22 protein-coding genes and 2 tRNA genes are annotated in these 22,306 nt (G+C 66.4%); 21 read left to right on the forward strand and 3 right to left on the reverse strand.

Translation table 11 applies throughout. The annotated features are described in order from the left end of the window. Window positions 1-84 precede the first annotated feature (84 nt). The 3 genes from ACIRA7_RS00375 to ACIRA7_RS00385 form a co-directional block, all read right to left on the reverse strand. A tRNA-Val gene (locus tag ACIRA7_RS00375) sits at window positions 85-158 on the reverse strand. Window positions 159-280: 122 nt separating this feature from the next. Then, window positions 281-354 (reverse strand) — tRNA-Ile (locus ACIRA7_RS00380). Between the two features lie 41 nt (window positions 355-395). Next, window positions 396-1,391 (reverse strand): bifunctional heptose 7-phosphate kinase/heptose 1-phosphate adenyltransferase, encoded by a 996-nt coding sequence (locus ACIRA7_RS00385; RefSeq protein ID WP_396218807.1) that lies wholly within the window; start codon window positions 1,389-1,391, stop codon window positions 396-398. Window positions 1,392-1,443: 52 nt separating this feature from the next. Between ACIRA7_RS00385 and ACIRA7_RS00390 the strand changes: the two genes are divergently transcribed. The 21 genes from ACIRA7_RS00390 to ACIRA7_RS00490 all read left to right on the forward strand — a co-directional run bounded on the left by ACIRA7_RS00390 (window position 1,444) and on the right by ACIRA7_RS00490 (window position 22,297). Continuing rightward, window positions 1,444-2,442 (forward strand): DMT family transporter, encoded by a 999-nt coding sequence (locus ACIRA7_RS00390; protein WP_396218808.1) that lies wholly within the window; start codon window positions 1,444-1,446, stop codon window positions 2,440-2,442. Between the two features lie 59 nt (window positions 2,443-2,501). Next, window positions 2,502-3,638: an asparaginase gene (locus ACIRA7_RS00395; RefSeq protein ID WP_396218809.1), complete on the forward strand. Its 1,137-nt coding sequence runs from the start codon at window positions 2,502-2,504 to the stop codon at window positions 3,636-3,638. Beyond that, the gene (locus ACIRA7_RS00400; RefSeq protein WP_396218810.1) at window positions 3,638-4,345 is read left to right on the forward strand and encodes a carboxymuconolactone decarboxylase family protein; all 708 of its coding nucleotides are present in this window, start codon (window positions 3,638-3,640) and stop codon (window positions 4,343-4,345) included. Before ACIRA7_RS00395 ends, ACIRA7_RS00400 begins: the two co-directional genes overlap by 1 nt. Window positions 4,346-4,450: 105 nt before the next feature. Beyond that, window positions 4,451-5,473 carry a GTPase ObgE gene (obgE, locus tag ACIRA7_RS00405; protein ID WP_396218811.1) on the forward strand — a complete coding sequence of 341 codons (1,023 nt, stop codon included), beginning with the start codon at window positions 4,451-4,453 and terminating at the stop codon, window positions 5,471-5,473. A gap of 55 nt (window positions 5,474-5,528) precedes the next feature. Next, window positions 5,529-6,557, forward strand: coding sequence for a DNA-processing protein DprA (gene dprA / locus ACIRA7_RS00410; RefSeq protein ID WP_396218812.1), 1,029 nt, complete (start codon window positions 5,529-5,531; stop codon window positions 6,555-6,557). Further along, a complete protein-coding gene (hemW, locus tag ACIRA7_RS00415; protein WP_396218813.1) occupies window positions 6,554-7,708 on the forward strand; it encodes a radical SAM family heme chaperone HemW in 1,155 nt (384 codons plus the stop codon). Before dprA ends, hemW begins: the two co-directional genes overlap by 4 nt. A gap of 10 nt (window positions 7,709-7,718) precedes the next feature. Then, a complete protein-coding gene (gene hrcA / locus ACIRA7_RS00420; RefSeq protein ID WP_396218814.1) occupies window positions 7,719-8,762 on the forward strand; it encodes a heat-inducible transcriptional repressor HrcA in 1,044 nt (347 codons plus the stop codon). Between the two features lie 150 nt (window positions 8,763-8,912). Further along, window positions 8,913-10,043 carry a molecular chaperone DnaJ gene (gene dnaJ / locus ACIRA7_RS00425; RefSeq protein WP_396218815.1) on the forward strand — a complete coding sequence of 377 codons (1,131 nt, stop codon included), beginning with the start codon at window positions 8,913-8,915 and terminating at the stop codon, window positions 10,041-10,043. Further along, complete coding sequence (locus ACIRA7_RS00430; protein ID WP_396218816.1) at window positions 10,036-10,881, forward strand: 50S ribosomal protein L11 methyltransferase; 846 nt, start codon at window positions 10,036-10,038, stop codon at window positions 10,879-10,881. The genes dnaJ and ACIRA7_RS00430 overlap by 8 nt, the downstream gene beginning before the upstream one ends. Continuing rightward, a complete protein-coding gene (locus ACIRA7_RS00435) occupies window positions 10,854-11,636 on the forward strand; it encodes an RsmE family RNA methyltransferase (RefSeq protein WP_396218817.1) in 783 nt (260 codons plus the stop codon). The genes ACIRA7_RS00430 and ACIRA7_RS00435 overlap by 28 nt, the downstream gene beginning before the upstream one ends. Next, entirely contained in the window at window positions 11,636-11,977 is a 342-nt protein-coding gene (locus ACIRA7_RS00440; protein WP_396218818.1) for an HIT domain-containing protein, read from the forward strand. The genes ACIRA7_RS00435 and ACIRA7_RS00440 overlap by 1 nt, the downstream gene beginning before the upstream one ends. Before the next feature lie 123 nt (window positions 11,978-12,100). Then, window positions 12,101-12,289, forward strand: coding sequence for a 30S ribosomal protein S21 (rpsU, locus tag ACIRA7_RS00445; RefSeq protein ID WP_396218819.1), 189 nt, complete (start codon window positions 12,101-12,103; stop codon window positions 12,287-12,289). Further along, on the forward strand, window positions 12,286-12,747 hold the full coding sequence (locus ACIRA7_RS00450; RefSeq protein WP_396218820.1) for a GatB/YqeY domain-containing protein: 462 nt from the start codon (window positions 12,286-12,288) through the stop codon (window positions 12,745-12,747). The genes rpsU and ACIRA7_RS00450 overlap by 4 nt, the downstream gene beginning before the upstream one ends. 117 nt (window positions 12,748-12,864) lie before the next feature. Next, window positions 12,865-15,324 carry an endonuclease MutS2 gene (locus ACIRA7_RS00455; protein ID WP_396218821.1) on the forward strand — a complete coding sequence of 820 codons (2,460 nt, stop codon included), beginning with the start codon at window positions 12,865-12,867 and terminating at the stop codon, window positions 15,322-15,324. Then, the gene (dnaG, locus tag ACIRA7_RS00460; RefSeq protein ID WP_396218822.1) at window positions 15,321-17,246 is read left to right on the forward strand and encodes a DNA primase; all 1,926 of its coding nucleotides are present in this window, start codon (window positions 15,321-15,323) and stop codon (window positions 17,244-17,246) included. The genes ACIRA7_RS00455 and dnaG overlap by 4 nt, the downstream gene beginning before the upstream one ends. A 38-nt stretch (window positions 17,247-17,284) precedes the next feature. Then, window positions 17,285-18,016 carry a zinc ribbon domain-containing protein gene (locus tag ACIRA7_RS00465; RefSeq protein ID WP_396218823.1) on the forward strand — a complete coding sequence of 244 codons (732 nt, stop codon included), beginning with the start codon at window positions 17,285-17,287 and terminating at the stop codon, window positions 18,014-18,016. 223 nt (window positions 18,017-18,239) lie between these two features. Next, complete coding sequence (gene recJ / locus ACIRA7_RS00470; protein WP_396218824.1) at window positions 18,240-19,889, forward strand: single-stranded-DNA-specific exonuclease RecJ; 1,650 nt, start codon at window positions 18,240-18,242, stop codon at window positions 19,887-19,889. Window positions 19,890-19,892: 3 nt separating this feature from the next. After that, window positions 19,893-20,414, forward strand: a complete 522-nt coding sequence (gene rsmD / locus ACIRA7_RS00475; RefSeq protein ID WP_396218825.1) for a 16S rRNA (guanine(966)-N(2))-methyltransferase RsmD — start codon at window positions 19,893-19,895, stop codon at window positions 20,412-20,414. Then, on the forward strand, window positions 20,411-20,923 hold the full coding sequence (gene coaD, locus ACIRA7_RS00480) for a pantetheine-phosphate adenylyltransferase (RefSeq protein WP_396218826.1): 513 nt from the start codon (window positions 20,411-20,413) through the stop codon (window positions 20,921-20,923). The genes rsmD and coaD overlap by 4 nt, the downstream gene beginning before the upstream one ends. Beyond that, window positions 20,920-21,957 (forward strand): phosphate acyltransferase, encoded by a 1,038-nt coding sequence (locus ACIRA7_RS00485; protein WP_396218827.1) that lies wholly within the window; start codon window positions 20,920-20,922, stop codon window positions 21,955-21,957. Before coaD ends, ACIRA7_RS00485 begins: the two co-directional genes overlap by 4 nt. Before the next feature lie 7 nt (window positions 21,958-21,964). Continuing rightward, window positions 21,965-22,297 carry an STAS domain-containing protein gene (locus ACIRA7_RS00490; RefSeq protein ID WP_396218828.1) on the forward strand — a complete coding sequence of 111 codons (333 nt, stop codon included), beginning with the start codon at window positions 21,965-21,967 and terminating at the stop codon, window positions 22,295-22,297. Window positions 22,298-22,306 lie beyond the last annotated feature (9 nt).

A 22,306-nucleotide genomic window follows, 5' to 3' on the forward strand; every position in this document is an offset into this window, starting at 1 on the left:
CGCATTCTGATCACCCTCGGCGGGCACTGCAAACAAGAACGGCCGGTCATCAGCGATGATGACCGGCCGCTTGTGCTATGACAGTGGGCGTGCAGGGACTCGAACCCCGGACCTCTGCTGTGTGAAAGCAGCGCTCTAACCAGCTGAGCTACACGCCCAAAAACAACGCGTACCGAACGCTCGGTAGCGCGGATTCAGAACGTAACGGACGGCAGCCACGGTGGGAAGCCCCTCGACTCCTGCGAAAGACGTACGCCTCGGTGCATGGCACCGAGGCGTATGGTCCGGGTGGGACTTGAACCCACGATCCTTCGATTATGAGTCGAGCGCTTTAACCGACTAAGCTACCGGACCGAACGAGGCACATTCACGCCGCCGCCCGATGAAAATGTAAGTTAACCGTCGGCAACGTGCGCGTCGAACGCGTCGAGGACTTCCTCCGGGGTGACCGTGGCGGCGCCCAGCTTGCTCACCTCGACCCCGGCCGCGTAGTTCGCCACGATGGCGGCTTCGAGTGCGGTCGCCCCCGCCGCCAGCATCGTCGCCAGGTAGGCGGTGACGGTGTCGCCGGCGCCAACCACGTCGTACACCTCCCGGGCGGTGGTCGGGACACGATGGACCACGCCATCGGTCGAAACCAGCGCCATGCCGCGTTCCCCGAGCGTGAGCAGGAGGTGCTCGACGCCGAGCCGCGCGAAGGTTTCCGGCAACGCCGCCGGATGATCGAGGTCGACCGCTGCGCCAAGCGCGCTTTCGAGTTCGCGACGGTTCGGCTTGAACACGGTGGCACCGCGGTAGGCAAAGAAGTTGCGGAACTTCGGATCGACGACAATCGGCAGTCGTCGCGCCCTTGCGAGCGCAATGGCGCCCTCGATCACGGCCGGGACGAGCACGCCTTTGTTGTAGTCCTCGAACACGAGTGCCGTGGCGTGGGGCATCGCCGCTTCGATCGCCTCAAGGACGCGGGCCACCTCCGCGGTATCGAGGTCCGCGTCGTCTTCCTCGTCAAAGCGCACCAGTTGCTGGGAGCGCGCCATCACGCGGGTTTTGGTCGTGGTGGGCCGAGCAACCGTGACTAACGATCGCGACTCCATCTGGCCCGCCTCGAGTCTCTCGCAGAGGGTGCGGCCCGCCGCGTCCGCACCGACGACGGCCACGAGATCGCATCCCGCGCCAACGGCCGCGACGTTTTGTGCCACATTGGCCGCGCCCCCCAGCGCGAGCTTCCGGTCGCGTACGCGCACCACGGGAACGGGCGCCTCCGGAGAGATGCGATCGACGTCGCCGCGGAGGTACACATCCAGCATGGCATCGCCGACGATGACCACGTGCTGCGCTGCGGCGTCGGCCAGCAACGCCTGGAGCCGGGCGCGGGAGATGGTGGGCGTCATGGCGGGGAAGCTAGTCGCGCTGATTAACTTCGTCACCAGTCGAGCCGTCTCCATGCCCTCTCCCGCCGCGATGCCCGCCCCGTCATCCCCACGCCCGTCCGCCGTCTCACGCCGCTCGCCGGTGCTGGTCCTGGTCGCGTCGCTGATCGGCATCTCGTTCGCGGCGCCGCTGATCAGGCTCTCCACAAGTTCGGCCATCGTGATCGCGACCTGGCGTCTGGGCCTGTCAATGCTGTTGGTGATCGCGGCGTTGCTCGTTACCGGGTCATGGCGCGAGTGGCGCGACCTGTCGCGCCGGGAGTTGCTGTTGGCGGCTAGCGCCGGAATGCTGTTGGCGCTCCACTTCTGGAGCTGGAACGCCTCGCTTCGCTTTACCAGCGTGGCGGCATCGGTGGCGCTGGTGAATCTGCAGCCGGTGCTCATCGCCAGCGTGTCGGCGCTCTGGCTGCACGAGTCACCCTCCGGTCGCCAGTGGGTCGGCGTGGTGCTCGCGGTGGTCGGTGCGTTGGTGGTCGGATTGGCTGACGTGCCCGGCGGGCTTCGGGGGATCGTGTCCGCGATCGCCGGCGATTCTGGGACAGCCGGCGGTGGCCGGGCACTGTTTGGCGATCTGTTGGCGCTGGTCGGCGCGATGACGGCTGCTCTGTACTACCTGATCGGGCGTCGGTTGCGCCAGCGCATCGGCGTGTGGCCATACGTTGCGCTCGTCTATGGCGCCGCGTTCGTCACGTGTCTGGCGATCGCGCTGACTACCGGCGAGGCCCTCGTGCCGCAGCCACGCCGAGAGCTGGCCATTTTCGCGGGACTGGCGATTGGCCCCATGTTGCTCGGCCATACCGGCATGAATTGGGCGCTGGGCCATCTTCCGGCCTTCGTGGTCAATCTCACCACGCTCGGAGAGCCGATTGGCGCCACCATTTTGGCGGCGCTTCTCCCGGGCATCGCCGAGATCCCCGGTGTCGGGACGCTCGTGGGCGGGGCCATCGTCCTGGCTGGCGTCCTGCTGGCCTCGCGCCGACCTTCAGAAGCCGTCAACCCGTCGGAGCCGTGACCTCGGCAGAAAGCTGGTCCTGACCGACTCGCCTCCCTCGTGTCGGTTATCTTTCGGCTGTGAGCGAGACTCGATCGATTTTTTTTGGCGCCGGGGCGCCCCAGACCGACCACAATCGGGCGTCAGCGCTAGGGCCGTACGCATCGACGGCGCCGGTGGTGTTCGCGCCGCCACTTCGTGAACGCCGGTTTGATGTGGTGGTGACGCGCGGTAGCACGGTGGAATCCCGGCACCGTGTCCACGCCGCCGTGGTAGACGCCGAGGCGACGCTACTTGAGGCGGCGCGCGATCCACACACGGAGACGTGGTGGCGTTCATGTGCCAAGCCGTTTCAGGTCATGCCGTTGGTGCGCACGGGGGGATTGGAGCGTCTTGGCTGGGGGCCCAGCCAGCTCGCACTAGCCTGTGCATCTCACGGCGGAGAGCCGGAGCACGTCGCGCTCGCCGAATCCATGCTCGCGGGCATTGGTCTCGAAGCAGGCGATCTGGCCTGCGGGGCCCACGAGCCGCTGTCGTCGCGCGGTGCGCGGCTCCTGCGTGATTCCGGTGAACGGCCAACGCGACTTCACAACAACTGCTCAGGGAAGCACGCCGCGATGTTAGCTCGCGCCGTGTTGCTCGGGGAACCGCCCAGCGGCTACGAACAGCCCTCGCATGCGGTGCAGCGGGCGGCCCACGAGGCCGTCGCAATCTGGTCGGGAACCTCGCCGGACCGGATCGGCCTGGCGGTGGACGGCTGCGGCGTTCCGGTCTTTTCGTTGCCCTTGTCAAACATGGCGCTCTCGTATGCGCGTCTGGCGCATGCCAGCACGCACGGCGACGAGCCGAGTCGGCGCATCCTGCAGGCGATGACGTCGCATCCGGTTCTTGTAGGCGGGAGTGACCGATTCGATACGCGGATCATGGAAGCCGTTGGCGGTAACGTGGTGTGCAAAGTTGGCGCCGAGGGAGTGCATACCTTTGCGATCATCGATCGGGGTATCGGTTTTGCGCTCAAGGTGGAGGATGGCTCGCAGCGTGCGCAGTTCGTCGCGGTTCTGGCGATGCTGGCCGAGTACGACGCCTTGCCCTCACCGTTGCCGGAGCGCTTGCGTGAGGCGGCGGTGCGGGTGGTCCGGAATACGCGGGGCGAGCAGGTCGGCGAAGTGTTCGTGAGTGCGGCGCCGCTCGGCGCGTCCGCCCGCGCGGACGCCTGATGACTCCTGAGGCGCCGGTGACGGCAGCGCAGGGGCGTGTCGGCGAGACAGCCGGCGGCGTTTCGATGACAGCGCGCGGTCACCTCCCCGTTAGACTCGAAACACTCGATGCCGAGACGACGTTGCTCGTGGACCTGGCGGCGGTGCTGGCGGGTCGGGGCGAGGAGGAGGTTCGCGCGGCGCTTTCTGCGGTGAACGGGGTCGTCAATCCGGTGTGGGTCGAAGAGGTCATTCTGCAGACCTACCTGTTCGCCGGTTTCCCGCGGGCGCTCAATGCGGCGCGGGAGTGGCGTCGGATCTCGGGCCGGCGGGCACCAACACCGGCGGAGGACGATGACACTTTGGTGTCGGATTTTGCTCAACGTGGCGAGTCGACGTGTGCCACGGTGTATGGTGAGTTCTACGATCGGTTGCGCGTGAACATTCGTGGACTCCATCCGGCGCTTGATCGGTGGATGATCACGGAGGGGTACGGAAAGGTGCTCGGACGGCCGTTGCTGGATTTGGCGCGCCGCGAGCTCTGCGTGATCGCCGCGTGCGCCATCGCCGGTCAGGATCGGCAGCTGCATTCGCACCTCCATGGGGCGTTGAACGCAGGAGCGTCGGCCGCCGTGATCACGGCGGTGTTGCAGGTCCTGTCTCGGCTGATCGGCGACGACGACATGCGTCGTTATCGCGGTCTCTGGGCTCGCGTGCAGGGGAAGTAGGTCGGCCGGTCCGCGGTCCGTTGGGACTTTCGGGGAACAGTGCATTCGGAGTTTTTTTGGCGGCGCCGCGGTGGCTGGTCGCCTCTCTCGTTTCGGAAGTGATTCATGTTCGTAGATCGCGTACTCGTGAAGGTCGAAGCAGGAACCGGTGGATCGGGACAGACGTCATTCCGTCGCGAGAAGTTCGCGCCGATGGGTGGCCCTGATGGTGGCGACGGCGGACGCGGCGGGGACGTGATCGTTCGCGGGGACCGCAATCTGACCACGCTCCTCGACTACACATACCGAGACGCGTGGAAGGCCGAACGCGGACAGCATGGCGAAGGCTCGAATCGCACCGGCCGCTCCGGTGAGGACATCGTGCTGCCGGTGCCGCCCGGCACAGTCGTGCGCGACGCCGACAGTCAGGAGTTCCTCGGTGAGGTCATGGATGATGGACACACCATCCTCGTGGCGAAGGGCGGCCGTGGTGGAAAGGGGAATTCTTTTTTCGTGACGCCCACGCACCAGTCGCCGCGTGAGTGGCAGCCGGGCGAAGAGGGGCAGGCCCGGACGCTCGAGCTCGAGCTCAAGTTGATCGCCGACATCGGGCTCGTGGGACAGCCGAACGCGGGAAAGAGCACGCTGCTGTCGGTCATTTCCGCAGCGCGTCCGAAGATCGCCGATTACCCCTTCACAACGTTGTCGCCGAACCTCGGTGTGGTCCCGCTCAGTGACCACCGTTCATTCGTCGTAGCGGATATTCCTGGCATCATCGAAGGGGCGTCGGAGGGCAAGGGACTCGGACTTCGCTTCCTCCGCCACATCGAACGCACGCGCATGCTTGCGTTCATGATCCCCATCGATGCGGAAGACTGGCAGGCGGAGTTGGATCAGCTGCGCCACGAGGTCTCGTCGTATTCTGCCGAACTGGCCGCCAAGCCGTACTGCGTTGTGTTCACCAAGCTTGATCTGCTCGGGGAGCATTACGTCCCGGAGATCGAGGCTCCGGGTGCCTCCGGCCGGTATGCCATCAGCGCGGCCGGACGGATGGGGCTCGATGTGGTGCTCGACGCCTGGTGGCGTGAGCTGCTCGCCATGCGCGTGGAAGCCGAGAAGCCGGCACGCGATGCGCAGTTTCTTCCCTGAATCCTTGGCGGCCCCGTTGACCTCGACGTCGACACAGGCTGCGCCGCATTCCCCGGTGCCGCGTGATGTGATTGCGCTGCGTCAGGTCGCTGGACTCGGTGACGTGGGTGTGGCGCGCCTGCTGTCGCTGCACGGCGACGCTACGCGAGCGCTGGCGTCTCTGGCGGTCGAGCGACGTGAGGACGCGCTGCTCGAAGCCGACCGTATTGTGGCGGATCTGCAGCGCCTCGGCGGTGTCGCACTCGTGGCCGGCTCCGACCGATACCCGGTGCGCGTGCTCGAACTGTCTGATGCGCCGCCGGTCTTGTATGCACAGGGAGTATTGGCCAGTGCTCATCCTCCCGCCGTCGCGATCGTGGGTACACGTGCGGCATCCGCCTACGGCCTGCGCGTGGCGCGCGCCATTGCGACCGCCTGCGCACGCGCCGGCGTTACGATTGTGAGCGGCCTGGCGCGCGGCATTGATGGCGCGGCGCACGAGGCGGCGCTGGCGGCTGGAGGGCGAACCGTTGCCGTGCTTGGGACGGGCCTCGATGTGCACTACCCCCGTTCGCATCGAACGCTGCAGGAGCGCATCGCGCGCGACGGCTTGCTGCTCACCGAACAGAAGCCTGGTGACACGGGCCATGGCGGTACGTTTCCGCGTCGGAACCGTATCATCGCCGCGCTAGCCGATATCACCGTCGTCGTCGAAGCCGGGAAAGGCAGCGGTGCCCTGATCACCGCCGACCACGCGCTCGAATTGAACCGCACGGTGGCGTGTGTGCCGAACGCCATAGATCAGGTATCGTCGCTGGGCAGCAACGCGCTGCTCAAGATGCACGCCGAGCCGATTCTTGCCGTCGACGACGTGCTGGCGCTGCTGCGAATCGATCGGTCCGTCTCCACGCATGTGTCTCTCGATGGCGATGCCGCGCGGTGCTGGGATGCTCTACAACAGGGGGCCCGTGACATCGATCAGGTGGCCGCCGCCGCGCGCTTGCGGCCGCGGGAAGCGGCGGCCGTCTTGAGCGCGCTCGAAATCGACGGGCTCGTGTACTTCGGCCCATCGGGGCAGGTGCATCCGTCGGTCAGCGTGTCGTGAGCGCTCTGGCGGCGACACCCGTGGGCTATCGGCACTTGTATCTGCACGTGCCGTTCTGTGCGCGTCGCTGCAGCTATTGTGATTTTGCGATCGCCGTCCGCAAGCAGGTGCCGTGGCGTGCGTTTGCCCAATCGGTGGACACCGAGCTTCGCAAGCGCGATGCGGCGCAATCCTGTGGCGTACTGACCAGCTTGTATCTCGGTGGCGGTACGCCGTCGCGGTTGGGTGGTGAGGGGATCGAGCGACTGTTTGAGACGTTGCATCAACACATTCGGCTGGAGTCACGGGCCGAGGTGACGCTCGAGGTGAACCCGGAAGATGTCTCCCCCGAGGCGGTCGCGGCGTGGCACCGCTCGGGCGTGAATCGGGTCAGTCTTGGCGTGCAGAGCTTCAACGACCGCGTGCTGTCGTGGATGCATCGTGTACACGACGCCGATGCCGCCGTGCGAGCGGTCGATATGCTGCGGGCGGGCGGCATCGATGCGATGTCGCTCGACCTCATCTTCGCCGCGCCGGACCACTTGGAGCGCGATTGGAGCGACGACGTTACGCGCCTGCTCGCGCTCGATCCCGACCACATCTCGCTGTACGGACTCACCATCGAGCCACACACGCCGCTGGGGCGGTGGCAGGCGCGCGGCGAGGTCGAGGAGGCGTCGGAAGACGTCTATGAGCGCCAGTTCCTCGAGTCGCACGAACGGTTGCGGGCGGCCGGTTTCGAGCACTACGAGGTCTCGAATTTCGCTCGGTCCGGCCGGCGCGCGCGGCACAATAGCGCGTACTGGCAGAGCGTGCCGTACTTGGGAATCGGCCCGTCGGCACACGGTTTCGACGGAGCGGAGCGGCGCTGGAACCACGCCGCGCTCGCGGCGTGGGAATTCGCGTTGTCCGCCGGACTTGACCCGTTGGAAGGTGCGGAAACGCTGACCGAGCAGAACCGCGAGGCTGAGATGGTGTACCTTGGGTTGCGCACGATCGACGGGTTGGAGCTTCGGGAAGGTGAAGAAGCCCACGTCGCCACGTGGCGTCGGCAGGGGTGGATTGAGTCTGTTCACGAGACCGCCGGGGTACGCATTCGGTGCACCGCCTCCGGGTGGCTTCGGCTCGATGCCTTGGCCGCTGACTTGACAGCACTCCGAAGTCGTTCATAGCGTTACACTTATGGGAATTGGCGGAGATCTCTCCGAGCGGGAGCGACAGGTACTGGAAGCGGTGATCCACAGCTACGTGGCAACGGCCGAGCCTGCGGGCTCGCGTACGTTGGCGCGCCGCTTTGGCTTGGGGATCTCCCCGGCGACGATACGGAACACGATGAGCGACTTGGAAGAGAAGGGTTTTCTCTTTCATCCGCACACGTCGGCCGGTCGCGTGCCGACCGACAAGGCCTATCGCGTGTACGTCGACTCGCTCATGCGGGTGGAGACGATCACCGGTGATGCGCAGCGGCGGTTGCAAGCCGATATCTCGGCTGGCGGTTCGGCGATCGAGGCGATCCTTCGTCGCGCCGCGCAATCGCTGGGGGTGCTGACGCAGGAACTTGGTGTAGCCCTCGGCCCTCGGTTTGAACGGGCCACGCTGCGTCAGGTCGAGCTGGTGCGCATGTCGTCCGAGCGACTGCTGATGGTGCTGACTCTGCACGGTGGCGCTGTGCGCACGGTGTTCGTCGAAGTCCCGGGCGTGATCGCCGACGAGGCACTGATCGAGGTCACGATCGTGCTTAACGAGCGGTTGTCGGGGCTCACGCTCGAGCAGGTGCGGACGTCGCTCGGGTCGCGCTTACGTGACGTGCACTTGAAGCCTCAAACCGCTGAGCTGCTGCACATCTTCGTGCAGGAAGGGGAACAGGTGTTCGGGCGGGTGGCGGACCCGTTGGAGACGGTCGTACTGGGACAGCCGTCATTGCTGGCAGATCAGCCGGAGTTCGCCAGTGGCGAACGCCTGCGGCAGCTGATCGAGTTGACGGAAACGCGGCAGCAAGTCGCCTCGCTGCTCGAAGCGAAGCCCGGGGCGAACGGCATCTCGATCACGATTGGGAATGAGCACGGCGACCCGCGGCTTGAGCCCTTTACCGTCGTCACCGCCGAGTATCAGGCGGGATCGCTGAGTGGCGTCATCGGCGTGATCGGTCCGACCCGGATGCCCTACGACAAAGTCATCGCACTGGTCGGTCACACCTCCCGACTCGTGTCCGATTTGCTCTGCTGACGGTCCTCCCCTCGCTTCGGGCGGGCGGGCCAGTCGATATTTCCCGAGGGATTTTCCGCACCACTTCGCGTTCACCGACGGGCGTCCGGCTTCCGGCACCCGCCGCTCGACAGCGCCGCCAACCGGCGGCGCGTTTCTCCGGGTTTCGACATGGCTGATTTTTACGCGGTACTGGGTGTGCCGCGCGATGCATCCGACGACGACATCAAGAAGGCGTATCGGCGCCTCGCAATGCAGTGGCACCCCGACCGCAATGCAGGCGCGAAGGAGGCCGAGGAGAAGTTCAAGACGATCACTGAAGCCTACGACGTGCTTCGCGACCCGCAGAAGCGCGCCGCGTTCGATCGGTATGGCGAGGCCGGGCTTCGTGGTGGCCAACAGCAGCAGTACGAACACGTTGACCTGTCGGAAGCGCTGAACATTTTCATGCGCGACTTCGGTGGCTTCGGCGATTTGTTTGGTGGTCAGGGCGGCGGGCGCCGTAACGGGCCGCGCACCGGGGCAGATGTGAAGGTGCCGCTGCCACTTACGCTCACGGAAGTGGCGACGGGCGTCGAGAAGAGCGTCGTGCTCAAGGTGCTCGAGGCCTGCGACAAGTGTGAGGGCTCCGGGGCCGAGCCCGGCACGAAGCCGCAATCGTGCAACACCTGCGGCGGTGCCGGCGAGGTGCGACGCGCGCAGCGCTCGTTCTTTGGTCAGTTCGTGTCGGTCGCGCCCTGTCCGACCTGCGCCGGGGAGGGCGTGGTGATCGCGTCGCCGTGCAAAAAGTGCCGTGGCGAGGGTCGTGCGCGGGCGGAGCGTACCCTCAAGATTCAGGTGCCGGCCGGCGTCGCAACGGGGCAGTATATGACGCTGCGTGGCGCGGGTAACGTGGGACCGCGAGGCGGCACGAAGGGCGATGTGCTGGTGGTTTTCGACGTGGTGGACGACGAGCGCTTCGATCGCGACGGCGAGGATCTGTTCTGTGAAGCGTTGGTGACCTACTCACAGCTCGTCTTCGGGGCTGACATCCGGGTTCCCGGCCTTACCGGTGATCTGTCGCTGCGCGTACCGACGGGCACGCAGAGCGGTACGGTATTCCATCTTCGGGGGCGCGGACTGCCGCGTGTGAACGCATCCGGCACTGGCGATCTGCACGTGAAGGTGCAGTTGTGGACGCCGCAAGATGTCGAGGGCGAGGAAAAGGCCGTGATCGAGCGGCTGGGGACGCTGCAAGGGCGTGCGCCGTCGCAACGCGAGAAGGGGTTCTGGTCGAAGATGAAGGAGGCGCTCGGTGCATGACGCCGCATCGCGCTGGGTCAGCGTCCGGGTGAGTCCCGGCGCTGACGTCGGCTGTCGAGATGCCTGCATGGCGGCGCTGTTCGCGGTCGGGGCGCAAGGGGTGCATGAAGCCGACGAGTGGCTCGTCACGCATTTCCCGCCGTCGACCGATCTCGCGGCGGTCCACCTCGCGCTGACCGAAGCCGACGAGAGCGTGACCATCGAAACGGCACCGGTGCCGGACATTGACTGGAGCGAAGCGTGGAAGTCGCGCATTCATGCGCACGACCTGGGCTCCCTCACCGTGACCCCGCCGTGGCTGGCCGAGGGGAGCGATCCCGCGCGCACCATCGTGATCGAGCCGGGGATGGCGTTCGGAACCGGCGAGCACGCTACGACGCGTGGGGTGGTGCGCCTACTGCCCACGGTCATGCGTTCCGGTGATGTCGTCGCCGACCTCGGTGCCGGCAGCGCCGTGTTGGCCATCGCGGCGGCCAAGCTGGGGGCGTCGCGCGTGTACGCCGTCGAGCTCGACGGCGAGGCCATTCCCGACGCCGAGCAGAACGTGTTGCGGAACGGCGTGGCGGATCGCGTGCATGTATTCGAGGCGGACGCCGGTGCGTTGCTGCCCCTCCTCGCACCGGTCCGCGTCGTGTTGGCGAACATCATCTCGTCCGTGCTGGTCGAGTTGCTGCCGATCATTGCGGCGTCGCTCACGGCCGATGGGGGGGCCATCCTGAGCGGGATCCTGCAGGACGAACGCGACGAGATGCTCACCGTGCTCGCGGCGACGGGGTGGCGTGTGCTCGACGAGGATGCGGAGGACATTTGGTGGTCGGTCTCGATCGCGCGGGTGTAGCCGCCGGTCGGCCCAATTTCGTCACGACCGAGCCGTTCGCGGTCGGGGCGACGTGTGTGCTTGACGAGCAGGCGGCGCGGCATATGCGCGTCCTGCGGCTCGATACGGGTGCCGTCGTGGGTGTCCGCGACGGTCAGGGCCTCGTGGGCGCGGGGCAGCTGGTGCGGCTCACGAAAACACAGGCCCATCTCGAGATCAGCGAAGTCGAGGTCATCGCCCCGCTGCCCGAGGTGCACCTGCTCGTGCCGGTGGCCGACCGCGACCGGATGCTGTGGCTGGCGGAGAAAGCCTGCGAGCTGGGCTGTACGAGCTGGCGACCGGTCCTGTGGCGTCGGTCGCGAAGCGTCTCACCGCGCGGCGAAGGCGTGGCGTTCCAGCAGAAGGTGATGGCTCGTATGACAAGCGCGTTGGCGCAGTCGGAAGGTGCGTGGCTGCCGCAGCCTTTCCCCGAGGCGATTCTGGAGCGAGCGCTGCTGGCGGCGCCGCCGGGGGTCCGGCTCGTGCTCGACCCAGCAGGAACGCCAATGGTGGGGTCGTCCGCGGTGCCCCTCCAGCAACCGGTCGTGCTCGCGATCGGCCCCGAAGGCGGGATCGAGGCGGATGAACTCGAGGCGCTTGCGGGGGCTGGCTTCCATCCGGTTCGGCTGGGGCCGACCATTCTCCGCTTCGAGACCGCCGCCGTGGCCGCGTTGGCGATCGCCCGGACGTCGCTCAGTGCGGCGTCCACTCGACGTTCCCCCCTTCAGGAGCCCTGATGTCCGACGGCTGCGTCTTCTGTCGCATCATCGCCGGAGGCATTCCGGCCACCCTGGTGGCGAGTAACGCGCATGGCGTCGCGTTTCGCGACCTGCACCCGCAGGCGCCCTCGCACGTGCTTGTAATTCCGAGACGCCACGTGGCGTCCTTGGCCGAGGCGACAGATGCCGCTGAGCTCGGCGCCTTGTTGCTGCTGGCCGGCGAGGTGGCTCGAACGGAGGGGCTGGTGGAAACTGGGTATCGGGTAGTCGCCAACACGGGCCATGACGGGGGACAAACCGTCCATCATCTGCACTTGCATGTTTTGGGGGGGCGGGCCATGCACTGGCCGCCAGGATGATCAACGGCCTTCCTCGGGAATTCTCGCAAGATGCGACTTGACCTCCCCCCTTGGTATGGGTAGGATTTAAGGCTGTCGTTCGATCGCAACGTGTCTGTCACGCCATCATTTACGAGGTTTCGTTTGTCCGAAGTCATCATCCACGAGGACGAGAATTTCGAGCGTGCGCTCAAGCGCTTCAAGAAGAAGTGCGAGAAGGCCGGTATTCTGTCCGACCTGCGCAAGCATCGTCATTATGAGAAGCCCTCGGAGCGCCGCAAGCGCAAGATGAACGCGGCTGTCCGCAAGAATCGGCGTACCCGTAGCGGGTGAGCGGTTCCGTGGAGGCCGGCGGTTCGCTGTTGGCGCGTTTGCAGCGTGAGCAGGCCGATGCGCGGCGGGAGCAACTGAAGGAGCGCGTGCTCCTCCTTGGAATGATCATTTCCGAGGTGAAGAACCGCGAGATTGAACTCCGTCGTGATGCCACCGATGACGACGTCGTCGACGTCATCCGCAAGGGTATCAAGAAGCGTCGCGAGTCCGTCGAGCTGTACGGGAAAGCTGGGCGAGTCGATCTGCTCGAGAACGAACAGCGCGAAGTCACGGCGCTCGAAGTGTATTTGCCCGCCGACGTCGATCCTGAGGAACTGCGCGCGGCTGTGCGCACGGCGATGCAGGGCGGTGCGGCAACCATCGGCGCGGTCATGGCTCAGGTGATGCCGCAGTTCAAGGGGCGGGTGGAAGGCGGTACGATCAACGCGATTGTGCGCGAGGAACTCGCGCGCGGGTGATACAGACAACGCACGACACGTCGTGGCGAGCCGAATGACAGCACCCAGCAGGCTTCGAACCCGGACTAGCGCCCTCGGCGGTCCGGGTTCGTGCCGTTTGAGCCGCACCGCTACCGCGTGCTCGCGCGCGCAATGATGAACGCGCACGCCCTCGGCATTCTCGAGTTCCCGCGTATGCTCGCGCACGTCGCGGGGCGCGCCAACTCCGGACCCGGCGCAGCCGCCGTTCGCACCCTGACCCCCCGACGAGATCGCGATTGGATCGAGGCTGAGCATGCGCGGGTGGGCGCGATGCGCTCCCTCGTGACCTCGGACCTCACCTGGCCGACCGAGCCTATTCCCGACCTTGGCGAGCCGCTACGGCGATTGCGCATCGAAGGGCTCACGTGGACCGCGCTCGAACTTCTCCAGGGCGCGATCCTGATTCGTTCGTCCCGGCGCGTACGTGATGCGCTGCGCGATCCGCGGCGTCCGCGCATCGTGGTCGCCTATCTGCAGATGTATCTCGAGCAGCTCATCGATCTCCGCCCGCTCGAGGAGGCGATCGCGCGCGCGATCTCTGACGATGGCACCGTGCGCGACGATGCCTCGCCGGCCCTCCGGCGTGTACGCAGGGAACTGCGACAGGCCGAGGGAGAACTGGTCCGGCTGCTCGAGCGCGAAATGGCGAAGCTCGAATCGCATCACCAGGTCAGTGACCTGTCCGTCACGATGCGAAACGGTCGCTGGGTCATGCCGATGCGGCGTGAAGCGCGTGGCTACGTGGGAGGGATCGTTCACGACAGTTCGGGAACGGGCGCCACGATCTTCGTGGAGCCGCCCGCTGCCGTGGAGTTCGGCAATCGCGTTCGCGAACTCGAGCTCGAGGAGCTGCGTGAAGTCGAGCGTGTCTTGCGCGACCTCACGGAACAACTGCACCCGTATCACGACCAGTTGATGACCGCGTTCCATGCGCTCGTCGCACTCGATGCGTTGTACGCCCGCGCGCGGTACGCCATCGAGGCGAGCTGTGCGCCGGTCGCGTTCTGCACGCCGGCCGAAGGGCTGGCGATCGTCGATGGCCGCCATCCGCTCCTGCTGTCGCGCGGCACACCGGTCGTTCCGTTCGATCTCACGCTCTTCGAGGCGGAGCGCACGTTGCTGGTCTCCGGTCCGAACACCGGCGGCAAGACGGTCCTTTTGAAGGCCATTGGCCTGCTCAGCGCGCTGGCGCAGGCTGGTGTGCCCGTACCCGTTGGGGCCACCAGTCGTCTGCCCGTATTTGATGACGTCTTCGCTGACGTCGGTGATGAGCAGAGCATTGAGGCCAGTCTGTCGACGTTCAGCGCCCATCTCAAGAACCTCGGCGAGATCCTGCACTCGGCAACCCCCGATTCGCTGGTACTGATCGACGAACTCGGCTCGGGCACCGATCCCTCCGAAGGCGCCGCGCTTGGCGGTTCGATTCTCGAAACGTTGACGCGCCGATCGGCCACGACGATCGCCACGACGCACCTCGGACAGCTCAAGCTGCTGGCCACGGAAGTGGACGGCGTCGTGAACGCGTCGCTGCAGTTCGATGCGGTGAAACTGGCGCCGACCTACCGCCTGCTGAAAGGCATTCCGGGGCGCAGTTACGGCTTGAGTATCGCGCGCCGCCTGCAATTGCCCGAGGACGTGATCGCCCGCGCGGAAGAGCGGCTGCCCCACGGCGAGCGTGATCTGGCGGTGCTGCTGTCTGACGTGGAAGCGCGGGAAGCGGTGCTCGGTGTCCGAGAACAGGGGATGGAGCGAGAGCAGGAGAAGCTGCGCGCGCGCCTGGCCACCGTCACCGATCGCGAAATCAAGCTGCGCGAGCGTGAGCGCGAGGCGGAGAAGTCGGCCCGCCAGGAAGCGCGCAAGTATCTGTTGGAGGCGCGCGGACAGGTCGAGCGGGCGATCGCCGAGATCCGCGCGACGGCTGGTGCGCAGGCCGATGCGCTCGAGGCGTCGGCGCGAGCGGCACGCCGTGCGGTCGAAGAGGCAGCGGCTGCGCAGGGACTCGCCGCTGAGGCCGTGCAGCAACGCGCGGCGCGTGAGAAGGTGCGGAACCAACTGCGTGCCGCCGTGGATGTGGCGCTGCCGAAATCCAACACGTCCAAGGAGGCGCACGCGCCGTTGGCCGAGGGAGATCGGGTGCTGGTCGGTACGCTGGACAACAAGAGCGGGCTGGTTGTCGCCGTACGTGGAAAAGAAGCTCGCGTGGTGGTCGGATCGTTGACGGTAACGGTGCCCGTATCGACGCTCACGCGATCGTCGGCACCGCCGCCACCGGCGGTGAAAGTCACGTACGCCGGCAGCATGCCAGAGGCCGATCCGCTGCGCGAGGTCGATGTACGCGGACTGCGCGTGGATGAAGTGGACGACCAGGTGTTGCAGGCGCTCGATGCCGCCGTGCGATCGGACATGCGCGAGTTGCGCATCATTCACGGCAAGGGCACCGGGGCGCTGCGATCTCGGGTCGGTGAAATGCTGAAGAAGGACACGCGCGTGGTCGGCTTCCGGCTTGGTGCGTGGAACGAGGGCGGGGCCGGCGTCACTGTGGCCGAGCTGTCGTGATTTCCGACGAGATCATCGAGCGTGTGCGCACCGCTGCGGATATCGTGCAGATTCTCAGCGAGTTCGTGCCGCTCAAACGCGCTGGCGGCGACTATCGCGGGCCATGTCCGTTCCATGGTGGCACCAATCCAAACTTCTCGGTCTCGCCAAAGCGTGGGAGCTACCACTGCTTCGTCTGCCACGAAAGCGGGGATGTCTTCTCGTTCGTCCGGAAGCGTCTTGGGCTCGACTGGCCATCCGCCGTCAAGATGATCGGCGAGCGCGTCGGTATCGAGGTGGTCGATGTGCCGATGCGTGCGCAGGCGCCCGATCCGAATGCCCCGAACTTCGAGATGCTGGCTGCCGCCGCCGAGTGGTTCCAGCGGCAGCTCACCGAGGACGCAGGTGGACGCGAGGCGCGGGCCTACCTCCAGCAGCGTCAGCTCGACGAGTCCGCGTGGGAGCGTTTCGGTCTGGGTTTCGCTCCACGAGACCTGCTTGCCCTTCGTCGGTACTTGCATTCCCTGGGCGCGGACGACGCGCGTCTGATCGAAGCCGGACTGTTTGTCGTGCGTGAGGGTGAGAACGAGCCACGACCGCGTTTTCGCGGGCGGCTGATGTTTCCCATTCTCGACGAACTCGGTCGCCACGTCGGTTTCGGCGGACGCGCGCTCGGGGACGATACACCGAAGTATCTCAACAGTCCGGAGTCGGCGGTCTTTCAGAAGCGAAAGACCTTGTACAACATGCACACCGCGAAGCAGGCGATGCGGCGTGCCGGTCGGGCGATCGTCGTGGAAGGCTATCTCGACGCCATTCGCTTGGTGCTGGCCGGTATTGAAGAAGTGGTCGCTCCCCTGGGTACCGCGTTGACCGACGAGCAGGCGCAACTCCTCGTGCGTTATGCGCCTGAGGTGTTCCTGCTGTACGACAGCGACGACGCCGGGCAGAAGGCGACCTTCCGCTCGGGCTTGGAGTTGCTCGGGCACAAGGCCACGGTGCGGGTGGTCACGCTGCCGGAGAACGAAGATCCGGATACGTTCGTTCGCGACCACGGTCGGTCTGCGATGGACGCGCACCTTGGGCTGGCGATCGATCTCTTCGATCGGCAGGTGCAGATGCTCGAGCGGCTTGGATGGTTTTCCGATCTGCGTCGTCGCCGCCTCGCGATCGACAAGTTGCTGCCGACGATCCGGGCGGCCCGTGATCCGCTCACGCGCGACCTGTATCTCGCGCGCTTAGCCGACGTCTCGCACCTCGATAAGATCACGTTGGCGACCGAGGCGGATGCGGTGACAGAGCAGGGACGTCGTCGCGCGCCCGGCGGCCCGCCAGAGCGCCGATCTGACGAACCGATGCCGGAGTACGATGGGCCGGCGGTCGAGTCCGAGCCGTCCCCGCTGCCGCCGCCAATGGGAGACAAACCCGTTTGGAAGGGGCGGAAGAACAGCAAGTACGGTGGTGGGCCGGAGTGGAAAACCACCAACGTTCCCCCTCGGCCCCGCCGCGATGAACCGGTCGAGCGTTCCCTCGTTCGCGCCATGCTGGCCGATCGCGGGATCGCCGAGCGGGTCGCTGAGCGGCATCCACCCAGTTCGTTTAAACACGCGCAGTATGGTGCGTTGTTCGCCGCCTTTCTTGACACGCCCATGAGTGAGGATCTCGATCAGATCGCCGAGCGGCTCGCTCCGGACGTGCTCGCCGTCCTGCGGGAGCTCACCGACGGGGCGGTGGCGATCAACGCGGAAGCGTCGGACATCGGGTTGAGCCTGGCCAAGCTCGATGCCCGGACGTTGGAGTACCGGGTCGATGAGATCCGTGAGGCGATGCGAACGGCAACGCGCGAAGCGCAGGACGCGTTGATGAAGGAGCGCCTTGAACTCGAGGCCGAAATCCGTCGGCTCTTGCCTATCCGCAGTCCGCGGGCTAAACCGAAGGGGTGACGGTTGACTACCGACCTGATCTCCCTCCTGGAGGTGTAGTGAATACCGAGCTACAAGCACTGTTGATCGTCCAGCAGGACGATGAAGTGATACGCGCCATCGAAGCGCGGCGTGATGCGCTGGCGCCTCGTCTCGCCACGCTCGACAAGGCGCGAAAGCGCGCAGCCGACGAGGTGTCCCGCACCGAAGGAGCCCTCGAACGCGAGCTCGAAAAGCACCGGGCGATCGAAGCGCGCCTCGTCGAACACAAGATCCGGCACGATAAGAACGTCGAGGTTCTGAATTCTGCCCAGAAGCTCAAGGAAGTCACAGCGGCAGCGGCCCAAGTCGAAGCGGCGCGCAAGGTGTTGGCAGAGGAGGAGAGCGAGTCGCTGGCGATTTCGCGTCGCCTGGTCGACCTGCGGAACGCGCTCGCCGTGCACCGTGAGGTGCTCGACCGCACGTCAGCCGATCAGGAAGCCGCCCGCTCGACGCTGGCCGCGGAACTTGCGGTGATCGACAAGGAGCTTGGTGGAGCGAGGGCCAAGCGGAACATGTCTTCGGAAGGCGTTGGGAAGTCGCTGCTCAGCAAGTACGATCGCGTGCAGGCCCGCCGCCGGACGACGGTGGTGTTCCAGCTGCACGACGATTTTTCGTGCGGGAGCTGTGACACCTCGATCCCGCTGCAGCGTCGCCTGCCGATGTCGACCGGCGCCATTATCGAACCCTGTGAAGGTTGTGGCTGCCTGCTGTACTACATCCCGGCGCCTCCAGCGGCGGTACAGGGCTGATTCCGGCGTGATCCGCGGCGGCGGGGGACGGGTTGCACTGTTTCGGGTGCACCCCCCGCCGCTTCGCCGGTACATTGCGGATGTGACTACGTCCACCCGATCTACATTGGACCGCCGCCTTGAAGGCGGGCCCATCTCCACCGCTTCCCAGCCGGCGCGACTTCGGCCGGAAGCGCGTTGGGTCGCCACCGTTCCCGCGGCCGGTGCGGGGGTGCGAGGTCTCATGCAGACGCTCCTGCTCCCCGAGTCGGTGTGCCGCCTGCTGGTGGCGCGCGGCTACGGAGACGCGGAGGCGGCCAAGCGTTTCCTGCGGCCACGCCTCGAGCATCTCGCGTCGCCCGGCACACTGCATGACCTGCCGCGCGCCGTCGAGCGCATCGCCGATGCGGTGCGGGCGCAGGAAACGATTTTTGTGCACGGCGACTACGACGTCGACGGGATGAGTTCCACGGCACTCATGGTACGGGTCCTTCGAGGGCTCGGGGCCGAACGCGTGATCCCGTTCGTGCCGAATCGACTCACCGACGGCTATGATCTCGGGAGTGCGGGCGTGGACGCCGCCCAGCGCGCCGGGGCCACGCTGGTCGTGACGTGCGATTGCGGTACGAGCGCCCGGGAGGCGGTGGCCGAGCTCAACGCCTCCGGAATCGACGTGATCATTACCGATCATCATCTGCCGAGCCATGCGTTGCCGGCGTCGTACGCGATCTGCAATCCGCGACATCCCGCATGCACGTCCGTCGACAAGGATCTGGCGGCGGTGGGGGTCGCGTACAAGATCGCGCTCGCACTGTGCGAGGCGTTCAATGTGTCGTCGGCGCTCGCGCACCGTCAGCTCGATCTGGTCGCATTGGCCACGATCGCCGACGTCGCGCCGTTGCGCGGCGAGAATCGCGTCCTTGTGCGGTACGGGCTCAAGCTGCTGGCCGAGACGACGCATCCCGGCCTCCGCGCACTCATTCGTTCTTCCGGCCTCGAGGGGAAGCCGCTCACCGCCGGGCGCGTCGGTTTCGTACTCGCACCGCGCCTCAACGCGGCGGGGCGTATTGCCGATGCGAAGCTCGGTCTCCGGCTGCTGCTCGCCGAGCGCGACGACGAGGCGAACGTGATCGCCCGCGAGCTCGAGGAGCTCAATCGCGCCCGTCAGGAGCTCGATCGGGCGGTGCTCGATGACGCGATGCGACAGGTGGAGGCGCCGGGGATGGGTGATCGCTACGCCTACGTGCTGTCGCGCGAGGGGTGGCACGCGGGTGTGATCGGCATCGTTGCATCGCGCATCGTCGAGCAGACGGCACGCCCGGCGGTCCTGGTGGCGGTGCAGGACGGTGTCGGGAAGGGATCGGGTCGCTCGATCAGTGCGTTCGACCTGCATGGTGCGCTGGGGGAGTGTGCGGTGCATTTTCAGCGCTTCGGTGGGCACCGTGCGGCGGCCGGCCTCACCATGGACCCGGCGCACCTGCCGGCGTTCGCAGAACGGTTTGACGAGGTCGCGCGGGCACGGCTCACCCCCGACGATCTCGTGCCCGAGTTGCGCGTGGATCTCGACGTGCCGATCGAGAGCGTCGGCGAATCACTCGAAGCGCTCGTGCGGCACTTCGAGCCCTTCGGCATCGGCAACCCCTCACCGCTGTTTCGCACGAGGGGCGTTCAGCTCGCGGCCGCACCGCGGAAGGTCGGCGGTGACGGTCTCAAGCTGGCCATCGACGGGTCGCAGGGTACCCTCGATGCGATCGGCTGGGGAATGGCGGCGCTTGCGCCGACGCTCGACGTGTCGCGCCCCATCGACCTCGCCTATCGGCTCGACCGCGACGAGTTTCGCGGCGTGTCGCGCCTTCAACTGCGGGTCGCTGGCGTGCGGCCCAGTGTGGAGTAGCCCGTGCGGATCATCTCAGGAAAGTGGCGAGGCCGGCGCATCACTGCGCCAGCGGGGGGCGCGGTGCGCCCTACCGGCGATCGCGTGCGCGAATCGTGGATGAGCATCGTGCACCAGAGTCTTCCCGACGCGCGGGTGCTCGATCTGTGCGCGGGAAGCGGTGCCCTTGGGCTGGAGGCGCTCTCCCGGGGGGCGGCCGGCTGTGACTTTGTCGAGCAGTCGCCCGAGGTGCTCGCCGGTATCCGCACCAACCTCGAGCAGCTCGGAGGACATCCGGGGGCGCATCTGTATCGCGAAGACGCTGTCCGGTTCGTGACGGGACTCTCTGCCGGCGCCTACGACGTAGCTTTCGCGGATCCGCCGTATTCCACGGATACCGTACGGCAGCTCGTCGAGTGCTGGATGGCGGTCCCGTTCGCCAACGTGTTTGGCATCGAACACGCGTCGTCGGTACTCCTCCCCGCCGTGGGCGAGACCCGCCGGTACGGTACCGCGTCTCTGACCTTCTTCCGCGCCCCTTCGTGACGCCGTCCCCAGTCGCCTCCACCGAGCGTGTCGCCCTGTACGCCGGTTCCTTCGATCCCGTCACGCATGGTCATGAGGATCTGATCCGGCGTACCCTGACGTTCGCCGATCGCGTCATCGTCGCCGTGGCGAACAACGTGAGCAAGCAGCCGCTCTTCTCAGTCGACGAACGTCTGCGCCTGATCTCGGAGATCATGGGACATGACCGCCGGATCGAAGTGCGCGCCTTCCGCGGACTGCTGGTCGATTTCGCGCGGGAGGTAGGGGCCCACGTCAACGTGCGTGGGCTCCGCGCCGTCAGCGACTTCGAGTACGAGTTCCAGATGGCACTCATGAACCGGCACTTATTGCCAGAGATGGAAACGGTCTTCATGACGCCATCGCTCGATACGACGTATATCAGCTCGAGCATGGTGCGCGAGGTCGCGCGCTTCGGCGGGGATGTGAGCGGACTGGTGCACCCGCTGGTGGCCACGGCACTGGTGGCCCGATTTGCCGAGCTGCCATGAGTACCGAGCCGATAATCGACGAGACCGCCGGGACGTTTCTTCGATCCGTGCATGCGCGCGCGGCGGCCGCACCCCGCACGATCCTCTTCCCCGAAGCGACCGACACTCGCACGGTGGACGCCGTGATCGCACTCGCCAAGCTTGGCTCGGTCATACCCGTGTTGGTGCGTCGCCACGATGCATCCACGGGCGTCGTCCCGTCCGGGGGCGTGGCGATGATCGACACGCTCGGCGATCCACGCACGGCCCGCGTCGTCGAGCACTTGCTCGCCCGTCGTGGAGCGAAGGGACTGAGCCGGGAGGATGCCGAACGGCTGGCGCGCGATCCGCTGTACTTCGCCGACTCGCTGGTCGCGTTGGGCGAAGCAGATGGATGCGTAGCCGGAGCGACGCACACGACCGCCGATGTGCTGCGGGCGGCCATCTGGACCATTGGGCCTGCCGCCGGGGTGCGGACCGTTTCGTCCTCGTTCTACCTGATCGTGCCGCCATTCCGTGGCACCGCGGCCGAGGTGCTGACATTCACCGACTGCGCCGTGATCCCGGATCCCACCGCGCGACAGTTGGCGGATATTGCGCTCGCGGCCGCCGCCGATCGCCGCCGGATCGTCGGCGACGAGCCGCGAGTGGCGTTCCTCTCGTACAGCAGCAGCGGCAGTGCCGACGGGCCGAGCGTCAGCAAGGTGCGCGAAGCCGTCGCGATCGTTCGGGCCGAGGCGCCCGACGTGCGCGTGTCGGGGGAACTGCAGGCTGATGCCGCCCTTATGCCGGACATCGCCCGGCGAAAATCACCCTGCGAAGCAGCGGCGGGGACCGCCAATGTCCTCGTGTTCCCGTCGCTCGATGCGGGGAACATCGCGTACAAGCTGGTGCAGCGCTTGGCCCATGCCACCGCGATCGGACCAATCCTGCAGGGGCTGGCGCGCCCCTGTAGCGACTTGTCGCGGGGGGCTACGTCGCACGACATTGTGCATGTCGCAGCGATCACTGCCCTGCAGTCAGGCACCCACGTCCGTTCCTCCCCCATTTCCTGAGCGACTTATGAGCTTCGTACTGGACCGCCGCGACGACGTGCTGATGGTCGATGTCGAGGGGCAACTCGTCGTGACGAATCGCCAGGATTTCAAGCAGGCGATCCTCGATGAGGTCGAACTGGGCGCGAGGACGGTCGTTATCGATTTCACCCAGTCGGGCTACATCGATAGCTCCGGGTTGGGAGCGCTGGTGTCGTTAAGCAAACGCGTGCGCGATGCCGGGGGCGACGTGCGTCTTACCGGGCTCAACGAGGATCTCCGGCGGCTTTTCGAACTCACGCGGCTTGATCAGCTCTTCCCGCTCTATGCGACCAGGGCCGACGCCCTCTCGGCCCGCTGACCGCGTGGC

The organism is Gemmatimonas sp., from assembly GCF_044376735.1.
Taxonomy (GTDB): domain Bacteria; phylum Gemmatimonadota; class Gemmatimonadetes; order Gemmatimonadales; family Gemmatimonadaceae; genus Gemmatimonas.

Excerpts from the sequence above, each read along its gene's own strand:
- ACIRA7_RS00385 (WP_396218807.1), bottom strand. The coding sequence starts at position 1,391 with ATGACGCCCACCATCTCCCGCGCCCGGCTCCAGGCGTTGCTGGCCGAC.
- ACIRA7_RS00390 (WP_396218808.1), top strand. The coding sequence starts at position 1,444 with ATGCCCTCTCCCGCCGCGATGCCCGCCCCGTCATCCCCACGCCCGTCC.
- dnaJ (WP_396218815.1), top strand. The coding sequence starts at position 8,913 with ATGGCTGATTTTTACGCGGTACTGGGTGTGCCGCGCGATGCATCCGAC.
- ACIRA7_RS00400 (WP_396218810.1), top strand. The coding sequence starts at position 3,638 with ATGACTCCTGAGGCGCCGGTGACGGCAGCGCAGGGGCGTGTCGGCGAG.
- ACIRA7_RS00440 (WP_396218818.1), top strand. The coding sequence starts at position 11,636 with ATGTCCGACGGCTGCGTCTTCTGTCGCATCATCGCCGGAGGCATTCCG.
- ACIRA7_RS00490 (WP_396218828.1), top strand. The coding sequence starts at position 21,965 with ATGAGCTTCGTACTGGACCGCCGCGACGACGTGCTGATGGTCGATGTC.
- recJ (WP_396218824.1), top strand. The coding sequence starts at position 18,240 with ATGCAGACGCTCCTGCTCCCCGAGTCGGTGTGCCGCCTGCTGGTGGCG.
- obgE (WP_396218811.1), top strand. The coding sequence starts at position 4,451 with ATGTTCGTAGATCGCGTACTCGTGAAGGTCGAAGCAGGAACCGGTGGA.
- hrcA (WP_396218814.1), top strand. The coding sequence starts at position 7,719 with ATGGGAATTGGCGGAGATCTCTCCGAGCGGGAGCGACAGGTACTGGAA.
- ACIRA7_RS00485 (WP_396218827.1), top strand. The coding sequence starts at position 20,920 with ATGAGTACCGAGCCGATAATCGACGAGACCGCCGGGACGTTTCTTCGA.